General features: G+C 62.2%; 20 protein-coding genes. 2 read left to right on the plus strand and 18 right to left on the minus strand.

The genetic code is table 11. From position 1 onward, the window contains the following. Positions 1-9 precede the first annotated feature (9 nt). From queE to AAHK21_RS07370, 16 genes are all read right to left on the minus strand, one after another. Positions 10-657 carry a 7-carboxy-7-deazaguanine synthase QueE gene (gene queE, locus AAHK21_RS07295; RefSeq protein WP_139673117.1) on the minus strand — a complete coding sequence of 216 codons (648 nt, stop codon included), beginning with the start codon at positions 655-657 and terminating at the stop codon, positions 10-12. Between the two features lie 160 nt (positions 658-817). After that, complete coding sequence (gene ybgF, locus AAHK21_RS07300) at positions 818-1627, minus strand: tol-pal system protein YbgF (protein ID WP_023628691.1); 810 nt, start codon at positions 1625-1627, stop codon at positions 818-820. 6 nt (positions 1628-1633) lie between these two features. Then, entirely contained in the window at positions 1634-2131 is a 498-nt protein-coding gene (pal, locus tag AAHK21_RS07305; protein WP_008090230.1) for a peptidoglycan-associated lipoprotein Pal, read from the minus strand. A gap of 54 nt (positions 2132-2185) precedes the next feature. Next, on the minus strand, positions 2186-3436 hold the full coding sequence (tolB, locus tag AAHK21_RS07310; protein WP_046856761.1) for a Tol-Pal system beta propeller repeat protein TolB: 1251 nt from the start codon (positions 3434-3436) through the stop codon (positions 2186-2188). A 47-nt stretch (positions 3437-3483) separates the two neighbouring features. Then, a complete protein-coding gene (gene tolA / locus AAHK21_RS07315) occupies positions 3484-4560 on the minus strand; it encodes a cell envelope integrity protein TolA (RefSeq protein WP_046856762.1) in 1077 nt (358 codons plus the stop codon). Then, the gene (gene tolR, locus AAHK21_RS07320; RefSeq protein ID WP_023628694.1) at positions 4560-5012 is read right to left on the minus strand and encodes a protein TolR; all 453 of its coding nucleotides are present in this window, start codon (positions 5010-5012) and stop codon (positions 4560-4562) included. The genes tolA and tolR overlap by 1 nt, the downstream gene beginning before the upstream one ends. Before the next feature lie 14 nt (positions 5013-5026). After that, complete coding sequence (tolQ, locus tag AAHK21_RS07325) at positions 5027-5722, minus strand: protein TolQ (protein ID WP_023628695.1); 696 nt, start codon at positions 5720-5722, stop codon at positions 5027-5029. A gap of 2 nt (positions 5723-5724) precedes the next feature. Further along, the gene (ybgC, locus tag AAHK21_RS07330) at positions 5725-6177 is read right to left on the minus strand and encodes a tol-pal system-associated acyl-CoA thioesterase (protein ID WP_367856868.1); all 453 of its coding nucleotides are present in this window, start codon (positions 6175-6177) and stop codon (positions 5725-5727) included. Between the two features lie 125 nt (positions 6178-6302). Continuing rightward, positions 6303-7349: a Holliday junction branch migration DNA helicase RuvB gene (ruvB, locus tag AAHK21_RS07335; RefSeq protein ID WP_023628697.1), complete on the minus strand. Its 1047-nt coding sequence runs from the start codon at positions 7347-7349 to the stop codon at positions 6303-6305. Then, the gene (gene ruvA / locus AAHK21_RS07340; protein ID WP_367856869.1) at positions 7346-7963 is read right to left on the minus strand and encodes a Holliday junction branch migration protein RuvA; all 618 of its coding nucleotides are present in this window, start codon (positions 7961-7963) and stop codon (positions 7346-7348) included. Before ruvA ends, ruvB begins: the two co-directional genes overlap by 4 nt. 108 nt (positions 7964-8071) lie before the next feature. Next, positions 8072-8596, minus strand: a complete 525-nt coding sequence (ruvC, locus tag AAHK21_RS07345) for a crossover junction endodeoxyribonuclease RuvC (protein ID WP_023628699.1) — start codon at positions 8594-8596, stop codon at positions 8072-8074. A 133-nt stretch (positions 8597-8729) separates the two neighbouring features. Continuing rightward, positions 8730-9482, minus strand: a complete 753-nt coding sequence (locus AAHK21_RS07350) for a YebC/PmpR family DNA-binding transcriptional regulator (protein WP_023628700.1) — start codon at positions 9480-9482, stop codon at positions 8730-8732. Between the two features lie 93 nt (positions 9483-9575). Then, complete coding sequence (gene aspS / locus AAHK21_RS07355) at positions 9576-11351, minus strand: aspartate--tRNA ligase (RefSeq protein ID WP_046856765.1); 1776 nt, start codon at positions 11349-11351, stop codon at positions 9576-9578. A 94-nt stretch (positions 11352-11445) separates the two neighbouring features. After that, positions 11446-11667, minus strand: a complete 222-nt coding sequence (locus AAHK21_RS07360) for an FmdB family zinc ribbon protein (protein ID WP_046856766.1) — start codon at positions 11665-11667, stop codon at positions 11446-11448. An 88-nt stretch (positions 11668-11755) separates the two neighbouring features. Beyond that, a complete protein-coding gene (locus tag AAHK21_RS07365) occupies positions 11756-12082 on the minus strand; it encodes a ribbon-helix-helix domain-containing protein (protein WP_046857889.1) in 327 nt (108 codons plus the stop codon). Between the two features lie 195 nt (positions 12083-12277). Then, positions 12278-12751, minus strand: a complete 474-nt coding sequence (locus tag AAHK21_RS07370; protein ID WP_028690591.1) for a Dps family protein — start codon at positions 12749-12751, stop codon at positions 12278-12280. Positions 12752-13031: 280 nt separating this feature from the next. Here AAHK21_RS07370 and AAHK21_RS07375 point away from each other — a divergent pair, with 280 nt between their 5' ends. Then, the gene (locus tag AAHK21_RS07375) at positions 13032-13625 is read left to right on the plus strand and encodes a cold shock domain-containing protein membrane protein (RefSeq protein ID WP_367856870.1); all 594 of its coding nucleotides are present in this window, start codon (positions 13032-13034) and stop codon (positions 13623-13625) included. 19 nt (positions 13626-13644) lie between these two features. Here the strand turns inward: AAHK21_RS07375 and AAHK21_RS07380 are convergent, their stop codons facing one another. Together AAHK21_RS07380 and AAHK21_RS07385 are read right to left on the minus strand one after the other, a co-directional pair. Next, positions 13645-13857, minus strand: a complete 213-nt coding sequence (locus AAHK21_RS07380; protein ID WP_046856768.1) for a SlyX family protein — start codon at positions 13855-13857, stop codon at positions 13645-13647. Positions 13858-13859: 2 nt separating this feature from the next. Beyond that, positions 13860-14279, minus strand: a complete 420-nt coding sequence (locus AAHK21_RS07385) for an HIT domain-containing protein (RefSeq protein WP_110697854.1) — start codon at positions 14277-14279, stop codon at positions 13860-13862. Between the two features lie 762 nt (positions 14280-15041). Here AAHK21_RS07385 and AAHK21_RS07390 point away from each other — a divergent pair. Continuing rightward, entirely contained in the window at positions 15042-16358 is a 1317-nt protein-coding gene (locus AAHK21_RS07390) for an OprD family porin (protein ID WP_367856871.1), read from the plus strand. The last annotated feature ends 2 nt before the right edge of the window (positions 16359-16360 follow it).

The following is a 16360-nucleotide window of genomic DNA, read 5'->3' on the forward strand; positions in this document are numbered from 1 at the left end:
TCTTTCTCCTCAACGTCCGGGTTCGTCGTTCCACAGCAGCTTGTGCAGCTGCAGCTGGAAGCGTACGGGCAGGTTGTCGGCGACGATCCAGTCGGCCAGGTCGGTGGCGCTCACCTGATGGTGGCTGGGCGAAAACAGCACTTCACCGGCGCGCTCGGCCAGGTTGTACTGGATCAGCTTGGAAACCGCCCAATCGTAGTCCTCACGGGAACAGATGACGAACTTGACCTGGTCGTTGCCGGTCAGCAGCTCGATATTCTCGTAGCGATTGCGGTGAGACTCCTCGGAGCCTGGGGTCTTGAGGTCGACCACGCGGCTGACCCGGGTGTCGACGCCACTGATGTCGAGGGCGCCACTGGTTTCCAGCGACACGTCGTAACCGGCATCGCACAGGCGTTGCAGCAGAGGCAGCGCGTTGGGCTGGGCCAGAGGCTCGCCACCAGTCACGCAGACGTAGCGCGGCTTGAAGCCGGCCACCTGCTCAACAATGGAGTCGAGGGTGCGGATAGTGCCGCCACTGAAGGCATAGGCACTGTCGCAGTACTGGCAGCGCAGGGGGCAACCGGTCAGGCGCACGAAAACCGTGGGCAGCCCGGCCGTTCGCGTTTCACCCTGCAACGAGTAAAACACTTCGGTGATGCGTAATGTGTCTTGCATGATCGCCACGGGCGTGACAGCTGAACAGGCTGTCCGCCTCCGTCAGGCACTGTAGCGGACTCGACAAAGCGTTATCCGCGGCAGCGTGTTTACGAAAAAAGGGCCGTGATTCTAACGAAAAAACCCGCGACAAGCGCGGGTTTCTTCTTCAACGGGTCGTTCAGAGCTTTTGCAGGTCGCGTTGCGCCAGTTGCGCGGCGGAGGTGCCGGGGTACTGGGTGATGACCTGCTGCAGGATGCCCTTGACCTTGTCGGTGTGGCCCATGCGGCGCTCGACGTCGGCCAGCTTGTACAGCGAATCCGGCACTTTGCTGTGTTTCGGGTACTTCTGGCCGACTTCGGCGAACGCCTGGCTGGCGCCTTGCAGGTCGCCCTTGGCCAGGTTGACCTCGCCGAGCCAGTACTGGGCATTGCCGGCGTACTGGCTGTTGGGGTACTTGCGCAGGAAGGCGTTGAAGGCCTGGCTGGCCTTGTCGAAGTCCTTCTGCTTGATCAGGTCGAAAGCGGCGTCGTAATACAGCTTCTCTTTCGCCGGATCGCCCGGCTCGCTGCTCGCGGCCGGTGGCTGCGCGGCATTGGCGCCGGCGGCCGCACCCGTGGCTGCGCTGTTCGCGCCACCGGTGGAAGAATTGTCTGGAGTCGCGGCAGGCGCGGCACCGCTGCTGATGCGGCGGTCGAGATCCTGGTAGCGCTCGAGGTTTTCCTGCTTCATGCGCGACACATCGTTCTGCAGCTCTTCGATGATGCCTTGCTGGCGGGAAATCTGGTCCTGCATCTGCTGCAGCTGCATGAACAGCTGGCCATTTGCAGAAGCAGGGGCCGAAGCCCCTGCTCCGGCATAGGCGCCGCTCGTGCCATAACCCGCGGGTGGATAGCCACCCGCGTTGTCATCTACTACGGGAACCGCAGCCCACGCCGAAAGGGGCAGGCTGAGTGCGAGGACGGTTACAGCACGACGGCACATACGCATAGGAACTTACTTACGCAGTTCTACGCGACGGTTTTGAGCCCAGGACTGCTCGTCGTTGCCGGTGGCAACTGGACGCTCTTCGCCGTAGGAAACCAGTTCCAGCTGAGCAGGGGAAACGCCCTGCAGAACCAGGTAGCGCTGAACGGCCTTGGCACGACGCTCACCCAGAGCCATGTTGTACTCGCGGGTGCCGCGCTCGTCGGTGTTGCCTTCCAGGACAACGCGGTTGCCGTTGGACTTCAGGTCCTTGGCGTGAACGTCCAGAGCGCGCATGGCTTCTGGCTTCAGGTCCGAGCTGTCGTATTCGAAGTAGAAGGTGGTGATTGCGCGCAGGGCGGCTTCTTCGCTCAGGGAACCGTCAACAGCGCCAGTGTTGGCACCGTAGCCAGCGTTCGGATCAACAGCGCCTTCACCAGCGTTGTCGCCGCCTTTCGAGGAGCAACCTACAGCTACAGCCATGGCCAGAGCCAGCGCAGCGAATTTACCAAACTTCAGCATTTCCATCGTGAAACTCCTAATGAAACCCCAGTGTGTTAAGCAAAACGTGTTACGCCGCAATCAGTTCAGGTAAGGGGACCAGGACGGTTCTCTGACTTCGCCTTGAGCGGTAGGAAGTGGGAGCCTCACGCGGCCGTTAAGCGACACGAGCATCAAGACTCCCCGGCCCTGCTGGCGGGTGGCGTAGATTAGCATGGTGCCGTTTGGCGCAACAGTGGGAGACTCATCAAGACTGGTCTCGGAGAGAATCTTTACACTTCCACGTTGCAGGTCCTGCGCGGCCACCTTGAAGTTGGTGAAACCCTGCTGGCGATGGATCATCACCAGGGTCTTTTCATCCGCCGACAGTTTCGGGTTGGCGTTGTAGTTGCCCACGAACGTCACGCGCTCGGCACCACCGCCACCGACCGACTGTTTGTAGATCTGCGGCTTGCCGCCACGGTCGGAGGTGAAGTACAGGGTGTTGCCATCCTTGCCCCAGAACGGCTCGGTATTGATACCTGGGCCGGCGGTGACACGGGTGATCTGGCGCGAAGCCACGTTCATCACATAGATGTCCGGGTTGCCGTCTTTCGACAGCACGAACGCCAGGCGCGAACCGTCAGGCGACCAGGCAGGCGCGCCGTTCAGGCCTTCGAAGTTGGTGATCTGCTCGCGGCGACCGGTATCGATGTGCTGGATGAAGATGCGCGGGCGCTTCTGCTCGAACGAGACATAGGCGATACGCTTGCCATCCGGCGCGAAACGCGGAGACAGGATCGGTTCACGCGACTGCAGCAGGGTCACCGCGCGGGCACCGTCATAGTCCGAACGCTGCAGGGTGTAACGGGTGTTGTTGGTCGAGAAGCGCTCGGCGGTCACGTACAGCATGCGGGTGGAGAACGCACCCTTGATGCCGGTGAGCTTCTCGAACGACTGGTCGGCGATGTAGTGCGACATGTCGCGCAGCTGGTCGACGCCGCCGGCCACGCTGCCGGTCAACACCTGCTGCTCGGTGGCGACGTTGAACAGGGCGTACTGCACCTGCAGGCGACCACCGGCCGGTACGATGCTGCCGACCATGACGTACTGGGCGCCCAGCGCTTTCCAGTCACGGAAGATCACTTCGCTGGCCTGGCTTGGCTGGCTGATCATGTTCTGCCGCGGGATCGGCGCGTAGTAGCCGGAGTTGCGCAGGTCGTTGCCGATGATATCGGCCATGTCTTCCGGCAGCACGCTGCCGCCCTGGACACCGAACGGCACTACCGCAATGGGAGTTGCCCGGTCGCTACCGCTGGTGACCAGGATGTTCTTTTCCTCTGCCATCGCCATGCCTGCCACGCAGCAGAGCAAGACCAGGAGTCCTCTCAGACGTTTAATCACAACGCTAGATCCTCAGGTGTAAATGTCATCTTGAATGAACGATACGGATTGAACTCGTTCGGCTTCAAGCCCTGCATTTCGGTCAACCGACCAATGTTCTTCACCGCGGCCACGGCCGAGCTGTCGAACGGACCGTCGCCACTGGACTTGGCCACACTCACGTTGGTGAGGGTGCCGTCCGGCAGCATGTTGATCTGCAGAACTACCGTCATGCCCTTGCGCGCGGATGGCGGACGCGCCCAACCTTCGGCCGCGCGCATGCGGATCAGGTCGTCGAAGTCGCCGGCCACCTGGTCACCCTGCTCGTCGGCCAGCGCCTGCTGCCGTTCGGTGGTGTCGGACAACAGCTCGGCGAGTGCCTGGGCCTTCTTGTCTTCCGCCGCCTTGCGGGCCGCTTCCTGTGCCTTTTTCTTCTGGGCGTCTGCCGCGGCCTTTTTCTTGGCCTCTTCAGCTGCCTTCTTCTTCGCATCCTCGGCCGCCGCTTTCTTCTTGGCGTCCTCGGCTGCTTTTTTCTTCGCGTCTTCGGCGGCTTTCTTCTTCGCCTCCTCCGCGGCCTGTTTCTTGGCTTCTTCCTCGGCCTTCTTCTTGGCCTCGTCCTCAGCCTTCTTCTTGGCGATGTCGGCCTGCTGCTTCTCGGCGGCCTTTTTCGCTTCCTCGGCTTTCTTGGCCTCGGCGGCTTTCTTCTGCTCGGCGGCCTTGGCGGCGTCTTCGGCTTTCTTCGCCTCGGCGGCTTCGCGAGCCTCCTCGGCTTTTTGAGCGGCGTCGGCTTTCTTTTGTTCCGCGGCCTTCACGGCCTCCTGCTCGACCTTCTTCTGCTCCAGCTGTTCGACCTCGGTCTGGCGCGAAGCGGTCTTCTTGGCCTCCCCGGCAATCTTCTGATTGGTCTGGGTGGTCGCCTGGCTCTTGGACTTGAGCTGATAAAGCGTGGCCTGGACGATAGGCTTGGAGGGCGGCAGCTCGGGCGTCATGGCGAAGCTGACGAACAGCATGCCGAACACCAGCACGTGCAGCGCAATGGCCCAGACACTGGGCCAGAAGTAGCTTTCCGAGGCGGATGGCTCTCGCTGTTGCATCAGGGCGCCTCGGTAATCAGGCCAACGTTACCGACACCGGCCTTCTGCAACCCGCCCATGGCGCCCATCACCGCACCGTAGTCGACAGCCTTGTCGCCACGGATGAAGACCTGGGTCTGCTTGCCCTGGTCACGACCGGCGGCGATGATCTTGGTCACCGCGCTGGTCATTTCCGGCAAGGTCATGGCCTTGTCCATCTGCTTGTCGGTGTCGACTTCGCTGCCGAGGTTCCAATAGTAGGTCTTGTCGGCCTTGATCGAGATGGTCAGGACCTGGACGTTGTTGTCCTGCGGCAGGGCTTCGCTGGAAACCTTGGGCAGGTCCACCTTCACGCCCTGGTTGAGCATCGGGGCGGTCACCATGAAGATAACCAGTAGCACCAGCATCACGTCGATGTAGGGCACCACGTTCATCTCGGCGACCGGCTTGCGTTTGTGGCGAACTCGGGCCATGGGTTTCTACCTGATCACTCTTCGCTGGTGTGTACTTTGCGGTGCAGGATCGCCTGGAACTCGTCGGCGAACGTGTAGTAGCGCCCGATCAGCACTTCACTGCGCGCGGCAAAACGGTTGTAGGCGATAACAGCCGGGATCGCGGCGAACAGACCGATCGCAGTGGCGATCAGGGCTTCGGCAATACCCGGGGCCACGGTGGCCAGGGTGGCTTGCTGGGCGCTGGCCAGGCCACGGAAGGAGTTCATGATGCCCCATACGGTACCGAACAGACCGATGTACGGGCTGGTGGAACCGACGGTGGCCAGGAACGGCAGGCTCTGCTCGAGCTTTTCTTCCTCGCGGGAGATGGCCACGCGCATGGCACGCCCTACCCCTTCCATGACCGCGTCCGGGTCGACGCCCGGCTGCTGGCGCAGGCGCGAGAACTCCTTGAAGCCGGCACGGAAGACCTGCTCTACACCCGAGTCCGGGTCCGGGTTGCTGCCCGCCTGGCGGTACAGCTTGGACAGGTCGATGCCCGACCAGAAGCGCTCTTCGAAAGCGTCCAGTGCACGACGACCGGCGCGCAGCATGGTGCTGCGCTGGAAGATCATGATCCAAGAGGTCACCGAGGCTGCCACGAGGGTCAGCATTACCAGCTGAACCACGACACTGGCATTGGCGACCAGGCTCCACATGGAGGTATGGTCGACGACGTTTGCTTCCACGCTTATTCTCCTGCGTTCGATTGAGTACCCGTGCCGTCCGCCAGGAAGGCGTCGCGCAGTTCTGGGGGAATGGCCCGGGGTTTGAAAGTGTCGGCGCGCACGGCGGCCACCAGGAACTGCCCCTCGCAGAGCAGCACTTCATTCTTTGCTCGCCACACCTGCTGCACGAAGCGCAGGCTGGCACGATTCAATTCAAGTACTTGCGCGGTTACCCGCAACTCGTCGTCCAGGCGGGCCGGCGCGTGATAGCGCGCCTCGCTGGAATGGACCACGAACAACAGATTGTCCTGCGCCAGCTGGGCCTGGGAGAACCCCAGGTGACGCAGCCGCTCGGTGCGCGCGCGCTCCATGAATTTGAGGTAGTTGACGTAATACACCACGCCACCGGCGTCGGTGTCCTCGTAATAGACGCGACAGCGGTGTGCGAACGGTTCCAGCCCATTTTGCGCGCGCATACTCTAGTGCTTACTCCTGTGCTTGCCAATCCGCTGCGGCAACTGTTTTTGCATCGATAATGTCGTATTGCCAGCGAGCCCAGGGCATGCCAGCGGTAGGACCACGAAAATGCCGATTCGATCTGTCATTCGTCGTCTTGCGCAGCATATTCCCCGCCCTCGCAGAAACGCCCGGGAATGTTCAGGCCGAAATGCAGGTAGGCGTGCCGGGTGACCACACGGCCCCGCGGGGTACGCATGATATAGCCCTGCTGGATGAGATAGGGCTCGAGCACGTCCTCGATGGTGTGGCGCTCCTCGCCGATCGCCGCAGCAATATTGTCGAGCCCCACCGGGCCACCGTCGAACTTCTCGATCATGGTCAGCAGCAGACGCCGGTCGGAGTGATCGAAGCCACGCTCGTCGACATCCAGCAAGTTCAGCGCCATGTCCGCGACCGCCTTGGTGATCTCGCCCTTGCCGCGCACTTCGGCAAAGTCGCGCACCCGCCGCAACAGGCGATTGGCGATCCGCGGGGTGCCACGCGCCCGACGGGCGATCTCGAATGCGCCCTTGTCGTCCATGGGCAAGCCGAGGATGCCGGCCGAACGGCTGACGATGGTCGCCAGGTCCCTGTCGCTGTAGAACTCCAGGCGCTGGACGATACCGAAGCGATCACGCAGCGGATTGGTCAGCATGCCGGCGCGGGTGGTGGCGCCGACCAGGGTGAACGGCGGCAGGTCGAGCTTGATCGAGCGCGCGGCTGGGCCCTCGCCGATCATGATGTCCAGCTGGAAATCCTCCATCGCCGGATAGAGCACTTCCTCGACCACCGGCGACAAACGGTGGATCTCGTCGATGAACAGCACGTCATGCGGCTCGAGATTGGTCAGCATCGCCGCCAGGTCGCCGGGCCGTTCGAGAATCGGGCCGGACGTGCTCTTGACCGACACGCCCATCTCGTGGGCGATGATGTTGGCCAACGTGGTCTTGCCCAGGCCCGGCGGACCGAAGATCAGGGTGTGATCAAGCGACTCGCTGCGCCCGCGCGCGGCCTGGATGAACAGCGACATCTGCTCGCGCACCACCGGCTGGCCGATGTACTCGTCCAGGCTCAGCGGGCGGATCGCACGATCCTGGACCTCTTCGCGGTCGCGTCCGGAGGCGGCGATCAGGCGGTCAGTCTCGATCACTTGGTAATCATCCCTTTGAGGCTGCGACGGATCAGTTCCTCACTGCTGAGGTTGGCCTTGCCCTCGATGGCGGCAATCGCCTTGCTGGCTTCCTGCGGCTTGTAGCCCAGCGACACCAGGGCGCTGACCGCGTCGGCCTCGGCGTTGGAGGCACTGGCCACCGGCACCGGCCCGTCGGACACCAGGGCGAACATGGCCGGCGAGGTTTCCCAGGCCTTGAAGCGGTCCTTGAGCTCGACCAGCAGGCGCTCGGCAGTCTTCTTACCGACACCGGGCACACGCACCAGAGCGGAGGCATCCTGGGCCTGGACGCAACGCACCAGCTCATCGGCCTCGAGCCCCGACATCAGCGCCAGCGCCAGTTTCGGGCCAACGCCATTGAGGCGGATCAACTCACGGAACAGCTCGCGCTCGCGTTTTTCGAAGAAGCCGTACAGCAGATGGGCGTCTTCACGCACCACCAGATGAGTGTGCAGGGTGACGGTCTCGCCCAGCTTGGGCAGACGGTACAGCGTGGTCATCGGCACTTCGAGCTCATAGCCCAGGCCGTTGACGTCGATAATCAGGTGCGGCGGCTGTTTTTCCGCCAGGGTGCCACGCAAACGTCCAATCACGTTCCGATCCTTCCTCTCGGGCGCCGGTCGAAAACCGGTCCACCCTATCAGCAAATGCGCCGGGAGAGTGCTTCACCCGGACAAAATGTGTATCACCGCATGAAGCGGTTACAGACGCAAGCGTCCGCCACGGCGCCGGGCTGTCGCCAACCCGTGGGGGATGAGGCTGGAGCGGGTATGGGCATGGCACAAGGCGATGGCCAGGGCGTCGGAGGCGTCGATCTGCGGCTTCTGGGTCAGCTTGAGCAGGTGCATGACCATCATCATCACCTGTTCCTTGTTGGCGCCGCCGGTGCCGGCCACGGCCTGCTTGACCTGGCTGGCGGTGTATTCGGCGATCTCAAGGCCGGCCTCGGCCGCGGCGACGATTGCCGCCCCCCGGGCCTGGCCAAGCTTGAGCGCCGAATCGGCGTTGCGCGCCATGAACACCCGCTCGATGCCCATGGTCACCGGCTCATGCTGGCGAATGATCTCGCTGACACCGCGAAAGACGATCTGCAGACGCTCGTGCAGCTCACCGCCGCCAGTGCGTATACAGCCCGACGCCACGTACTCGCAGCCACGGGCTGTCTGGCGGACCACGCCAAAACCGGTGATGCGCGAGCCGGGGTCGATACCAAGAATGAGAGTCATAGCGCCTACAAAGGTGTGCGAATTTGCCGGCCTTATCGCGGGACAAGCCCGCTCCCACAAAGACTACACCGCAATCTGGCGCAGGCCTTGTGGGAGCGGGCTTGCCCCGCGCTACAGCCGATAGCCGAAACGATCAGCCCAGCGTTTCCATGATCTCATCGGAGATCTGTGCGTTGGAGTAGACGTTCTGCACGTCATCCAGGTCCTCGAGCATGTCGATCAGCTTGAGCACCTTCTCCGCACCGTCCTGATCCAGCTCGGCGCTGGTGGTCGGCTGCATCACGATCTCGGCGTCGGACGCCTTGAAGCCGGCCTCTTCCAGGGCGTTGCGCACGGCATAGAAGCTGTTGAACGAGGTGAAAACGTCAAAGGAGCCGTCGTCGTTGACCACCACATCGTCGGCATCGGCCTCCATCGCGGCTTCCATCAGCGCATCCTCGTCCACGTTCAGCTCGGCAGCGAAGCTGATCTGCCCCTTACGCTCGAACAGGTAGGCCACCGAACCGTCGGTACCGAGGTTGCCGCCGCACTTGGTGAAGGCATGCCGCACGGCCGCGGCAGTACGGTTACGGTTGTCGGTCATGGCTTCGACCATGATCGCCACGCCGCCCGGGCCGTAGCCCTCGTAGCTGAGCTCTTCGACGTTGTCGCTTTCGTTGGTGCCGGCACCGCGGGCCACGGCGCGATCGATGATGTCGCGGCTCATGTTGGCACCCAGGGCCTTGTCCAGCGCCAGGCGCAGGCGCGGGTTGGACGCCGGATCACCACCACCTTGCTTGGCAGCGACGGTCAGTTCGCGAATCCACTTGGTGAAGATCTTGCCTCTCTTGGCATCCTGGCGTTCTTTGCGGTGCTTGATGTTCGCCCACTTGGAATGACCGGCCATAACGACTCCAAATCCTTGAAACAGAAACAGGTTCCGCCCCGAAGGGCGGAACGCATGAATACGTGGGCGCAGCCAGTGCGCCCGGGGCCGAGGTTACTCGACCTTGGTCTGCTCGCGCAGACGGATGTGCAGCTCGCGCAGGGCCTTGGCGTCGACCATGCCCGGGGCCTGGGTCATGACGCACGCGGCGCTCTGGGTTTTCGGGAAGGCGATCACTTCACGGATCGACTGCGCGCCGGTCATCAGCATGACCAGGCGGTCCAGGCCGAAGGCCAGGCCACCGTGAGGCGGTGCGCCGAACTTCAGGGCGTCGAGCAGGAAGCCGAACTTCTCTTCCTGCTCCGCCGCCTCGATACCCAGCAGGCGGAACACCGCCTGTTGCATTTCCTTGCGGTGGATACGGATCGAACCGCCACCCAGCTCGGTGCCGTTGAGCACCATGTCGTAGGCACGCGACAGCGCGGTGGCCGGATTGGCCTCCAGCTCCTCGGGGGTGCACTTCGGCGCGGTGAACGGGTGGTGCAGCGCGGTGAAGCTGCCGTCTTCGTTCTCTTCGAACATCGGGAAGTCGACGACCCACATCGGTGCCCACTGGCAGGTCAGCAGCTCGAAGTCATGACCCAGACGGATACGCAGCGCGCCCAGGGCTTCGCTGACGATCTTGGCCTTGTCGGCGCCGAAGAACACGATGTCGCCATCGACTGCGCCAACGCGGTCGAGGATGGTGTTGAGGTTGGCCTCGGGGATGTTCTTGACGATCGGCGACTGCAGACCCTCGACACCCTTGGCGCGCTCGTTGACCTTGATGTAGGCCAGGCCCTTGGCACCGTAGATGCCGACGAACTTGGTGTACTCGTCGATCTTGCTGCGCGGCATGCTGGCGCCGCCCGGCAGGCGCAGCGCGGTGACGCGGCACTTCGGATCGTTGGCGGGGCCGGCGAAGACCTTGAAGTCGACATCCTTGAGCTGGTCGGCAACGTCGATCAGTTCCAGCGGGATACGCAGGTCCGGCTTGTCGGAGCCGTAGCGGCGCATGGCCTCTTCGTAGGTCATGTGCGGGAAGTCACCGAACTCCAGGTCCAGGACTTCCTTGAACAGCTTGCGGATCATGCTCTCGGTGAGGCCCATGATCTCGGACTCGTCGAGGAAGCTGGTCTCGATGTCGATCTGGGTGAATTCCGGCTGGCGGTCGGCACGCAGGTCTTCGTCACGGAAGCACTTGGCGATCTGGTAGTAGCGGTCGAAGCCGGCGACCATCAGCAGCTGCTTGAACAGCTGTGGCGACTGCGGCAGTGCAAAGAAGCTGCCGGCGTGGGTACGGCTTGGCACCAGGTAGTCACGGGCGCCTTCCGGCGTGGCGCGGGTGAGGATCGGCGTCTCGACGTCGAGGAAGCCGTTCTCGTCGAGGAAGCGACGGATGCTGCTGGTGATGCGCGAACGCAGGCGCAGCTTGTCGGCCATTTCCGGGCGACGCAGGTCGATGAAGCGGTAGCGCAGGCGGGTTTCTTCGCCCACGTCGGAGTATTCGTTCAGCGGGAACGGCGGCGTTTCGGCCTCGTTGAGCACGGTCAGCTGGTAACCGAGGATCTCGATGGCGCCGGAGGCCATGTTGGCGTTCACCGCGCCATCCGGGCGCTTGCGTACCTTGCCGGTGATCTGCACGACGTATTCGCTGCGCACGCGGTCGGCGGCAGCGAAGGTTTCGGCGCGATCCGGATCGAACACGACCTGGGCCATGCCTTCGCGGTCACGGATATCGAGGAAAATCACCCCGCCGTGGTCGCGGCGACGATGGACCCAGCCGCAGAGGGTGACTTCCTGGCCGTCCAGGGACTCGTTCAGTTGGCCGCAATAATGGCTGCGCATCATGGTCGTGGTTTCGCTTCTCGTGATTCGTATGTTCGGTGGAGGTCTTGGCCGCCCAAGGGGCTAATACTGCAAGACCTGGTCGGTGCAATTCAACTCAGTCGGCCTTGTCGCCGCCTGCCAGATTCTTTTTCGCCCCGGTCTTGAAGTCGGTCTCGTACCAGCCGTTGCCGCTCAGGCGGAAGCCGGGGACCGACAGCTGCTTCTTCAATGCCGGCGCCTGGCATGCCGGGCAATCGGTCAGCGGCGCGGCACTGATCTTCTGCAACACCTCCATGCGGTGTTCGCAGGATGCACATTGATAGTCGTAAAGGGGCATGGCGTCTCTCGTCAACCACATCGCACGCTGCCCAAGGCAGCAAAGAGCGGGATTATATATGGTTAAGGAGTGCTGTGCAGCCCGGCGATCAGTGTACGTCCCGCGCCTCCTGCAACCAGGTGACGCAGATCACCCGGACCAGCCCGCTGAAATTCCTCACCCCGCCATGGCGCAGGTGCACCTCGCGGTCCACATAGGACAGCACCGCGCTCACCGAACAGCGGTTGGCCTGGGCGATGCGCTCCAGGATGCGCCAGTACACCACCTCCAGACGCAGGCAGGTGGCGAAGCCGTTGAGCCGCACCGAGCGTGACACAGGCCCCGCCTGCGCCATGTCGAAGTCCCGCCTGAACGGATCGACCCGGGGGCTGCCCACGCCCTGCCTGTGCCTCGCATTGCCGTCGATACCACGCATCGGATTGTCCACCGCACCGCTCCATCATCTCGAAACCACACCCCGCCCGCCTTGCGAACGGATCCATGTGTTTCATGAAGCGCCACCCGATCATGCCGATAGCAGCGGCAAAGCCTTCCCCGCAAACGCGCAGGCCCGATACCTGTGAAGGCATCGGGCCTGGTTTGGCGGGGCCAAACGACGGTCAAGCGGTAATCAGTTCCCGTCGAGCAAGACGCGCAGCATCCATGCCGTTTTTTCGTGCACCTGCATGCGCTGGGTCAGCAGGTCGGCGGTCGGCTCGTCGCTGACCTTGTCCACCACCGGGAAGATGCTGCGAGCGGTACGCACCACGGCCTCCTGCCCCTGCACCAGCTGGCGGATCATCTCTTCGGCAGGCGGTACGCCCTCCTCTTCCTTGATCGAAGAGTGGCGGGCATAAAAGGCATAGGAACCCGGCGCCGGGAAGCCCAGGGCACGGATACGCTCAGCGATCGAATCGACCGCCAGGGCAAGCTCGTTGTATTGCTCCTCGAACATCAGGTGCAGGGTGCGGAACGACGGACCGGTGACGTTCCAATGGAAGTTGTGGGTTTTCAGATACAACACATAGGTATCCGACAACAGGCGGGACAACCCATCGACGATGGACTTGCGATCTTCTTCACTGATACCGATATCGATTGCCATGAAGCTCCCCTTTCCATAAGGCTTGATCATCAAGCGGGCAGCAAACACTCTAACAAGAGTTGGTTACCGGCGCATGCGGCACAAGGCTGCACTGACAGCCGTCGGCGCCAATCGGTTTGAGAAGCCCCCGCCTTTGCTGTTAAATAGGCAGTGTGCCACCCGTGCGGATTGTCAGTGCCGGGTGCATAGGCTGGCCCGTCACGTTTTCGCGCCTACAGTTCACGCGCACCGTGCGACCAGCTCATCCTGTGATCGGCCTTATCAACGTGAGCCAAACCCAATGTTCAAGATCGTCCATCTGGTGACGGGCGTGGCGGCTTTGCTGCTATCGCTCATACCCACCTTGAAAACTGACGCAACACCCTTCCTGCAGCACCCCGAGGCCGTCTACCTGGCGCTGCTCGGCCTGCTCAACCTGGTGATTGCCCCGGTGCTGCCACAGTACTACAAAGGCATGCGCCAACAGCTGCAACACGCCACCAGCATCCTGCTGGTCGTGGCCGTGGTGCTGCAGACCCTCACCCTGCTGGCCCGCCCGGAGCTTGGCAACCTGCCAGCACTGGCCTGCGCCTTCCTCGCCAGCGTGCTGCACCTGGTGGCCGGTTTCGTTCGCGGCACGCGAAAGGCCCGCGCCAGCCAGGGCAATCCACAGGAGGCCGGCCTGCGCGATACCGGCACCGTGAAGTGGTTCAACACCTCCAAGGGCTTCGGGTTCATCTCCCGCGACTCCGGTGACGATATCTTCGTGCACTTTCGCGCCATCCGCGGCGAGGGCCACCGGGTGCTGGTCGAAGGCCAGCGCGTGGAGTTCTCGGTGATGCACCGCGACAAAGGCCTGCAGGCCGAAGACGTGGTCGCCGTCGCGCGCCGCTGAACCCGTGCCGCCGCCGTACTCAATAGTGAGGCGGCGGCGCTTCTTCTTCCCCGCCGCCCTGCTGGCCGGCCATCTCCTCGTAGCGCTTGATCAGCTCCGCCATCTGCAATTGCAGGCGTTCGATCACTCGACTCTGCTCGACAATCACATCATTGAGCGCTTGCAAGCTGTCATCCTGAAACGCCTGGCGGGTCTCCAGCTCGATCATGCGCATTTCCAGTTCCTGCGACATCCTCAAGCCTCCTTGAAGCTCTCACCCAGCAGCGCACGCACTTGCTGGCGAATACCGTCGAGCTGCTCCTGGGTGTAGCCGATGGCCGCCACCTTGCCCCAGACCGGGGCGGGCCAGGCGGCATCACCACGGTGGCGCACGATCACATGCATGTGCAGCTGGCTGACCACATTGCCCAGGGCCGCGACGTTCATCTTGTCGGCGGCAAAGGCATCCTTCAACGCCTCGGCCAGGGCGCTCGTCTCGACCCACAACTGCTGCTGGTCCGCTTCCTCGAGCTCGAACACTTCAGTGATATCGGCGCGACGCGGCACCAGGATGAACCACGGGTAGTTGGCATCCTTGCTCAGCAGCAGGCGGCACAGCGGCAGGTCGCCCAATACCAGGGAATCCTCCTGCAGACGCGAATCGAGGGTGAACACGGCAAACCTCCTTACTAGCGATACAGCCCTTCCAACCGGCCGGGCACAGGGGCGCAAGGATACTCTGCTTCGGCATTTGCCACACCCGCCGACGTCGATTCGAGCCATTTGTAGCACGCGAATGACAACATCGACGCCCCGCTTCGGTAACACAGCGCTACTTTTCGCACCAAAATGATGCCGCTCGTCAGACCTCCACCACACATCCGTCACATAAAACAGCCAGGATAAACAATCGTCGGTAACACCTTGACTTGGAAGGCAGCTTCACACGCATACGCCAAAGATCACCGTGAACCGCCATCAAACCGGTCGCAGCCCGTGTTTTCGGAGGTTTTCCGGCTACAGGCAGGGCCTTTGTGAAAATTTCATCAAAGGTTCGTGATTTTGAGCATGCTTGTTGCATTCGTTACTCGCCAAGTCGGCATGCTCCCTGCATTGCAGGGTGAATGCGACAAATAACAACAGCGGCATCGGATAAACCAGGGAGTTTCACAAGCCGTACTTTGTATTTATACAAACATGACGGTTTCGAGACAGCGCTGGCGTTGTACGCCTCTATAAAACGGGCGTGATTTGCGACATGGAGACAACTGACAGCGACATGGCCATAAAGTTACCGAAAGGTTGTTTCTGCCCATATCGCCAAGAATAGTCCGCGTGATATACATTTTCGCCGACATAACAAGAAAGAGCCGGCCCTATAACTAAAACACTTGGGTGCGGCGGTACTCTTCCTAAAAACCAAAGGAGCAAATCACGATGCGCGTGATGAAGTGGAGCATGATCGCCCTGGCCGTAGCGGCAGGGACTTCGCAGATGGCTGTCGCCTCTTCGCAGGATGAGTCCAAGGGCTTCGTCGAAGACAGCAAGCTCAGCGTCAAGACCCGGATGCTGTATTTCAGCCGTGACTTCCGTAATGCCCCGGCTGGTGACAAGAGCCGCGTGGAAGAAACCGGCCTCGGTTTCCACGGCACTTTTGAATCCGGATTCACCCAAGGTACCGTGGGTGTCGGCGCCGATGCCATCGGCCTGCTCGGCGTCAAACTCGACAGCGGTAAAGGCCGCGCGGGCACCGGCCTGTTCCCAACTGGCTCCGACGGCCGCTCGGAAGACGACTACTCGAAGGGGTACGGCGCGGTCAAATTCCGCATTTCGGACACCGTCCTGAAATATGGCGGCCAGTACACCGCAATGCCAGTGTTCGCCACCGACGACAGCCGCCTGCTGCCAGAAGTTGCCGAAGGCTTCCTGCTGACCAGCAAGGAGATCAAAGGCCTGGAGCTGAATGCCGGCCACTTCACCCGCCTCGACGCCCAGGCAGCCAGCTACAAAGACAGTATCGGCGGCCTCAACAGGGCACGCCAGAAACGCCCTGGCCTGACCGAGGCAAACGTCTTCGGCGGCACCTATGCCATTACTGATAGCCTGAGCACCAGCCTGTACTACTCGCGCGTGGAAGATCACTTCCGCAAGTGGTACGGCAACGTCAACTGGGCACTGCCCATCAGCGACAAGCAAGGCCTGGTGTTCGACTTCAACATCTATGACACCAAGTCCATCGGTGAAAACCGCACGGGCGCCGCTGTCGCCAAAGCCGATGGCACCAATGAACTCGACAACATTGCAGCCAGCCTCTCGGCTGCCTACAACATTGGCGCCCACACCTTCACTTTGGCTTACCAGAAAGTCAGCGGTGACGGCGACTACGCCTATGGCGTCGACGGCGGCGGCACCGTGTTCCTGGCCAACTCCATCGCCCGCTCCGACTTCAACGCCGAAGACGAGAAGTCCTGGCAGGTCCGCTACGACCTGAACTTCGCCGAATACGGCGTCCCAGGCCTGACCTTCATGACTCGTTACGCCCGCGGTACCGGCGCCACGACCGAGACCACCGACAACGGCAAGGAATGGGAACGCGACATCGACGTCAAGTACGTCCTGCAAAGCGGCCCGGCCAAGGACCTGAGCCTGCGCGTGCGCCAGGCCACCTACCGCTCCTCCGATGGCGTCTACTACGGCTCCAACTCGATCGACGAACTGCGCCTGATCGTCGAGTACCCGCTGAGCATCCTGTAAAC

The sequence above is a fragment of the Pseudomonas sp. TE50-2 genome, from assembly GCF_040813665.1.
Lineage (GTDB): Bacteria > Pseudomonadota > Gammaproteobacteria > Pseudomonadales > Pseudomonadaceae > Aquipseudomonas > Aquipseudomonas soli.